The organism is Mycobacterium sp. E183 (genome assembly GCF_001667735.1).
Classification (GTDB): domain Bacteria; phylum Actinomycetota; class Actinomycetes; order Mycobacteriales; family Mycobacteriaceae; genus Mycobacterium.
The window spans coordinates 44,527-50,526 of record NZ_LZJN01000053.1 but is presented as its reverse complement, the minus strand read 5'-3'; the positions used below and the strand labels follow the sequence as shown (position 1 = coordinate 50,526).

Annotated in this window: 7 protein-coding genes; 4 read left to right on the top strand and 3 right to left on the bottom strand. The window is 69.2% G+C overall.

Annotated elements, in window-relative coordinates:
- Positions 1–888 (top strand): LpqN/LpqT family lipoprotein (locus A5691_RS05025; protein ID WP_068266450.1); only part of this gene is annotated, 888 nt, incomplete at its 5' end.
- Positions 889–953: 65 nt separating this feature from the next.
- Positions 954–1,295, top strand: coding sequence for a hypothetical protein (locus A5691_RS05020; RefSeq protein WP_067756197.1), 342 nt, complete (start codon positions 954–956; stop codon positions 1,293–1,295).
- 35 nt (positions 1,296–1,330) lie between these two features.
- Here the strand turns inward: A5691_RS05020 and A5691_RS05015 are convergent, their stop codons facing one another.
- Positions 1,331–1,939, bottom strand: coding sequence for a YqgE/AlgH family protein (locus A5691_RS05015; RefSeq protein WP_156670136.1), 609 nt, complete (start codon positions 1,937–1,939; stop codon positions 1,331–1,333).
- A gap of 140 nt (positions 1,940–2,079) precedes the next feature.
- Between A5691_RS05015 and A5691_RS05010 the strand changes: the two genes are divergently transcribed.
- Together A5691_RS05010 and A5691_RS05005 are read left to right on the top strand one after the other, a co-directional pair.
- Positions 2,080–3,399, top strand: coding sequence for an MFS transporter (locus tag A5691_RS05010; RefSeq protein WP_067756199.1), 1,320 nt, complete (start codon positions 2,080–2,082; stop codon positions 3,397–3,399).
- Positions 3,399–4,172 carry a TIGR03084 family metal-binding protein gene (locus A5691_RS05005; RefSeq protein WP_067756348.1) on the top strand — a complete coding sequence of 258 codons (774 nt, stop codon included), beginning with the start codon at positions 3,399–3,401 and terminating at the stop codon, positions 4,170–4,172. Before A5691_RS05010 ends, A5691_RS05005 begins: the two co-directional genes overlap by 1 nt.
- 118 nt (positions 4,173–4,290) lie before the next feature.
- Here the strand turns inward: A5691_RS05005 and A5691_RS05000 are convergent, their stop codons facing one another.
- Positions 4,291–4,611, bottom strand: coding sequence for a DUF2710 family protein (locus A5691_RS05000; protein ID WP_369807431.1), 321 nt, complete (start codon positions 4,609–4,611; stop codon positions 4,291–4,293).
- Between the two features lie 70 nt (positions 4,612–4,681).
- Positions 4,682–5,470 (bottom strand): DUF5631 domain-containing protein, encoded by a 789-nt coding sequence (locus tag A5691_RS29075; protein ID WP_369830451.1) that lies wholly within the window; start codon positions 5,468–5,470, stop codon positions 4,682–4,684.
- Positions 5,471–6,000: the final 530 nt, after the last annotated feature.

Below are 6,000 nucleotides of genomic sequence, written 5' to 3'. Positions count from 1 at the left end.
CCGCAATCAGCATGGCCTCACAATACGAGCCCGGCCGCCTCCGGAACGATCCGTGACTACCTCCAGTCGAAGGGAGTCAAGCTCGAGGCGCAGAAGCCCGAGGGGCTCAAGGCGCTCGACATCACCCTGCCGGTGCCGGCCCGCTGGACCCAGGTGCCCGACCCCAACGTGCCCGACGCGTTCGCGGTGATCGCCGACCGGCAAGGCAGCAGCATCTACACCTCGAATGCACAGGTGGTGGTGTACAAGCTGGTCGGCAACTTCGACCCCCGCGAGGCGATCAGCCACGGCTACGTCGACAGCCAGAAACTCCTGGCCTGGCAACCGACCAACGCCTCGATGGCCGATTTCGGCGGCTTCCCGTCGTCGATCGTCGAAGGCACGTACCGCGACGGCGACATGCTGCTGAACACCTCCCGGCGCCATGTCATCGCCACCTCCGGGAACGACAAGTACCTGGTGTCGCTCGCCGTGACCACCGACCGTGCGGTGGCCGTCGCCGACGCGCCCGCCACCGACGCCATCGTCAACGGCTTCCGGGTGACCGTTCCCGGCGCTCCCGTTCCCGCGCCGGTCCAGACCCCGGCAGCCTCGCCGGTCGGGCTGGCCCCGGCCCCGGTCCCGGCCGCGCAGGTGCCCCCGGTCGCGCAGGTACCGGCTACCGCTCCGGTGGCGCAGGTTCCGGCGACCGCTCCGGTGGCGCAGGTTCCGGCGACCCCGCCGCTCGGGCAGGCGCCCGCCGCGGCTCCGCTGCGGCAGACATCGGCGACGGCTCCGACGGGCCTGCCGGTACAGGGACCCGTGCCCAGCCGCCAGCCCATGCCGAACCTGTTGACGCTGGTCCCCGGCCTGCCCCCACTGCCGAACTTCTCGTTTCTGCAGCACTAGGGCGGTCCCGCGGCACCGCTGGAGCCCGCTGAGCGAACCGGCGGCCGGGCTCGTATTGTGAGGCCATGCTGATTGCGGGGGTGCTGTGCTTATGCGCGGCGGTGGCTTCGGCCGGGTTCGGAACGTGGTCGCTCGCGCGCGGCCAACATGTCGATCCCACCGCGTTGGCGTTGCGATCGGTGGCCCCCGCGCAACTGGCGGCGGCGATCATGCTGGCCGCCGGCGGGGTGGTGGCGCTGGCGGCCCCGCCGCACACCGCGCTGGTGGTGGTGATCGTCTGCGTAGCCGGCGCCTTCGGAACGCTGGCCGCCGGGTCGTGGCAAAGCGCGCGCTTCGCGCTCCAGCAGGAAGCGGCGGCGCCGACGTGCACCGGTACCTGCTCCGGCTGCACGCAGTCCTGCCACTGAGCTAGCGCGGACCCCCCGGGCGTGGGGGAGTGGCGTTAGTTGCGGCTGAGGTCGATCGGATGGGTCGCCAGCAATGACAGCGGCAGCGGCTGGCGACGCAGCACCTGCCCCCACAGATCGGACCTCGCCCCAACGAGAACGTCAGATGGCAACGCCGACAAGACAATCCAGTCGTCGCGTTCAATCTCGCCTTCCAGCTGACCGATGGTCCAGCCGGAGTAGCCGGCGAAGATTCGCACCCCCTCCACCACGGGCGCAATCGTGTCGGGGTCGGCGTCGAGATCGACCATCACCACCCGGCCGGCCACGTGCCGCAGGCCGGCCACACCCTGGGGGTCGGCACCGACCCGCAGCGTCGCCAGGCAGAGGGCCGCGTCGCGCTTCACCGGGCCGCCGATGAACATCGTTTTCGGCTTGGCGGCCAATTTGGTCCACTGCGGCAGCACGTTGTACACCGCCGTTTCGCTGGCGCGGTTGAGCACTACTCCCAGGGTGCCGCCGTCGTTGTGCTCGACGATGTAGATGACGCTGCGCCGGAACGTCGGCTCGAAAAGATCGGTGTTGGCAAGCAACAAGGTCCCCGCCCGCACCCGCTGCGCGGCCGGCGCGACATAGTCCTCTGGATCCTCGGGCGGCGGCACCACACCATCATCGCATCCAGCACTTGCCGCCCGGGGGAATCAAGCGCGGGACGCAAATATTTGTACTGTTGGTAAGTCAGCTCGGGCCGTGACGAGCTTGCTAGACCCTAATCGTGGAAGTCGGTTTTGTGATCCAATCCCGGATGCACTCAAGCGCACCCGCCGAAATCTGGCGGTCGGTGCGCGGTTTGCCGGACTTCTGGCGGTTGCTGCAAGTGCGCATGGCGAGTCAATTCGGCGATGGGCTGTTTCAGGCGGGTCTGGCCGGCGCGTTGTTGTTCAATCCCGACCGAGCCGCCGATCCCATGGCGATCGCGCGGGCGTTCACGGTGCTGTTCCTGCCCTACTCGTTGTTGGGTCCGTTCGCCGGCGCGCTGATGGACCGTTGGGACCGGCGGCTGGTGATCGTCGGCGCCAACGCCGGCCGCCTCGTCCTCATCGCCGCGATCGGCACGATCCTGGCGGTCAGAGCAGGCGACCTGCCGCTGCTGTTGGGCGCGTTGTTTGCCAACGGCTTGGCCCGATTCGTCGGCTCCGGGCTGTCGGCTTCCCTGCCGCACGTCGTGCCGCGCGAACAGGTGGTGACGATGAACGCCGTGGCCAACGCGTCGGGGGCGATCGCCGCCTTCATCGGCGCGAACTTCATGCTCGTGCCCCGGTTCGTGTTCGGCGCCGGGGACAAAGGCGCCTCGGCGATCATCTTTCTCACCGGCGTCCCCGTCGCGACCGCCTTGCTCCTGACCTTGCGATTCGGCGCCCGCGTGCTGGGCCCGGACGACACCAAGAGGGCAATCCACGGACCGGTTTTCTACGCAGTGATCACTGGCTGGTTGCACGGCGCGCGCACGGTGGCGCAGCGGCCCACGGTGGCCGCCACCCTGTCCGGATTGGCCGCCCACCGCATGGTGATCGGCATCAATTCGCTGCTGGTCTTGCTGCTGGTCCACCACATGAGAGACCCGCAGGCCGGGGGATTGGGCACCGCGCTGGTGTTTTTCGGTGCCGCCGGCCTCGGGGCGTTCCTGGCCAACGTGCTCACTCCGCCGGCGGTCCGGCGCTGGGGCCGCTACGCGACGGTGAACGGTGCGCTTGCGGCGTCGGCGGGCATCGAGGTGGCGGGAGCGGGATTACTGCTGCCGGTGATGGCGGTGTGCGGGTTCTTTCTCGGTGTGACCGGGCAGGTGGTCAAACTGTGCGCCGACTCTGCGATGCAGATGGACGTCGATGACGCCCTGCGTGGACACGTCTTCGCGGTGCAGGACGCGCTGTTCTGGGTCGCGTTCATCGCCTCCATCACGGTGGCCGCGGCGCTGATTCCCGCCGACGGGCATGCGCCCGCATTCGCCTTGTTCGGCTCGGGGCTCTACCTGGCCGGGCTGGCCATGCACAGTTTCCTGGGCCGGCGCGGCGATCAGGCGAATAATCGTTCCCCGGCGGGGGCGACCGACGAGCGGAGGCAATGATGGCGGGTCCCGAATCGATCGTGGCCGACCTTCGCGCCGAGAGCCACGACCTCGATGCCCTGGTCGCGCCGCTGCCGGCCGACCGCTGGGCCGACCCGACGCCCGCGCCGGGATGGTCGATCGCCCACCAGGTCGGCCACCTGTTGTGGACCGACCGGGTCGCGCTGACCTCGGTCACCGACGAGGCGGGGTTCGCCGACGCGCTCCGGGCCGCGGCCGCCGACCCGACGGGCTTCGTCGACGCGGGCGCCGAGGAATTGGCAGCTCTACCGCCGGCCGAACTGCTCGCCGACTGGCGGGCCACCCGGGGCCGGCTGCATGAGGAGCTCCTGACGGTTCCCGCCGGACGCAAACTTCCCTGGTTCGGGCCGCCGATGAGCGCGGCCTCGATGGCTACCGCTCGGCTGATGGAGACGTGGGCTCACGGACTGGACGTTGCCGATGCGCTGGGGATCAAGCGGGCCGCGACCGATCGGTTGCGGTCGATTGCTCACCTGGGGGTGCGCACCCGCGACTACGCCTTCTCCGTCAACAATCTGCCCGCCCCGGCCGAGCCCTTCCTGGTCGAACTGCGCGGACCCGGTGGGGACACCTGGACCTGGGGGCCGCCTGACGCGACGCAGCGGGTCACCGGTTCGGCGGAAGACTTCTGCTTCTTGGTCACCCAGCGGCGCCCGCTCAGCGCCCTCGACATCACTGCCGACGGGCCCGACGCCCAGCGTTGGCTGGAGATCGCGCAAGCCTTCGCGGGCCCGCCCGGCGCCGGTCGATGAGCGCGGCTACGCGCGAAGAGAGCCGGCGCCCATCCCAACCAAGCGCCGGTCGATGAGCGCGGCTACGCGCGAAGAGAGCCGGCGCCCATCCCAGCCAAGCGCCGGTCGATGAGCGCGGCTAGTGCAGCGGGCCGCCGTAACTCGCCCGGTTCTCGGCCTCGGCCTCTTCGCGCAGCGCCGAGATAGCAAGGTTCAGCCGGTCCGCCAGCTCACCGTGCGCATAGCCCGTCATCACGCCCGGGTGCAGAGTCAGCTTGAGCAGCCGGCCATCAGAGTTGGCCACCGCATAGATATCACCGAGATCGACGCTGTAGGTGACCGCCTCAGCCTGGGCCACGAGGGCTTCCCACTTGTCGGCCGCGGCGCTCAATTCGCGGAGAACTGATTCGACGAGATCCTTGTCGCTGAGATTCGCGCGACCGCCCGAATCCGACACGATCACAGTATGTCGACCCCTCCAACCAGCGTCAATTCAAACTCGCAGGCCACGAAAGCGCGTCGCGTCGGAGCTACGCGCCCGGTACCTGGGCGACGAGTTTCCGATACCAGGAGAGGTGGTAGTTCGCCGAAACCGGGTCTCCACTCGCGAGGCCTTCGGTTGCGGCCATCAGCAAACACTTCAGCAGGAGTGCCGGGTTCACGGCCGGATACTGGACCAGGAGCTGATAGCGCGCCGTATCGAGGTGCACCCGCAGCACGTCGACCTCCTGGTCGATGATGACGGCTTCGGCCGCAGCAGCATCCGCGAGCCTCTGCACAATGCGGGGGAGTCCGTCGAACCGGCGGGTGGTCTCGCTCAGCACTCTGCCCAGGTCCTCGATCGCGGGCAGCTCCCGCGGCTCGACCGACGACTTCGTCGTCGCGAAGTCCGCCGAGCGGCGCAGCGAATCACCGGGAGCGTAGGTCACGACGCGCGCAGCGTCGCCGATCAACGCGGCGACCCTGCCGGTGCGACGCTCGGGCCCCAACAGCCGCACGCCGGCCGGAAGGTTGATGCCCGCCGGTATCCAGCCGTGGGCCAGATCGGTTACCAGAACGGTCGCGCCGTCCGGAAGGTCGCCCACCGCCCAATTCAGCCGCGGCTCTTGGCGGACCACGAACTCAAGCAGTCGATTCAGCCGCTCTGCATCGAAACCCGTTGTAGTGAAACTTTTTTCGCGAGATAGGTGGGTGGGCTCCGGTTCATCCCGCGCAGCGACGGGTTCGTCGACGATAGCGTGATGGCGACCGCTGTCCGTCGGCTCGTCGACGACAGGGTGGGACTCGGTGATCGCCGGGATAACCTGGGTCTCCTCCATCGAAGCCGCCGGTGCGGCGTCGGCGGGCTCCGCCTCCTCAGCCGGCAGCGCCTCCGGGCCCGGCGCCGCCTCCTCGTCGACATGGTGGCGGCCGTTGGAAACCGGCTCCCACTCGGCCGCCGGGGTCGCGACCGGCGGCTCGACGACCGGACCGACCTCGGTCAACGCGGGAATGACCTGCGTCTCCTCCGTCGAGGCGAACGCTGATTCGTCCTCATCGAACGCTGATTCGTCCTTCTCGAAATGGGGGCGAACCGGCTCATCGAGCAAGGGTGGGCGCTCCCAGTCCGCCGCAGGCACGCTCTCGACCGGCTGGTCAGCGACCTGCTCGACTTCGGTGATCGCGGGAATGATCTGCGTCTCCTCGATCGCGGTCACCGCGGCGTCGGTGTCCACCGCCGAATCCGGTTCATCCCGCTCCGGCGCCGGCTCCTGCACCTCCACCTGGCGACGACCGTCGGCGACGGGCTCCCGGCCGGGCTCTGCGCGATCGGCCGGCGCTTCGACGATGTGCTTCACGTCAGTCACGC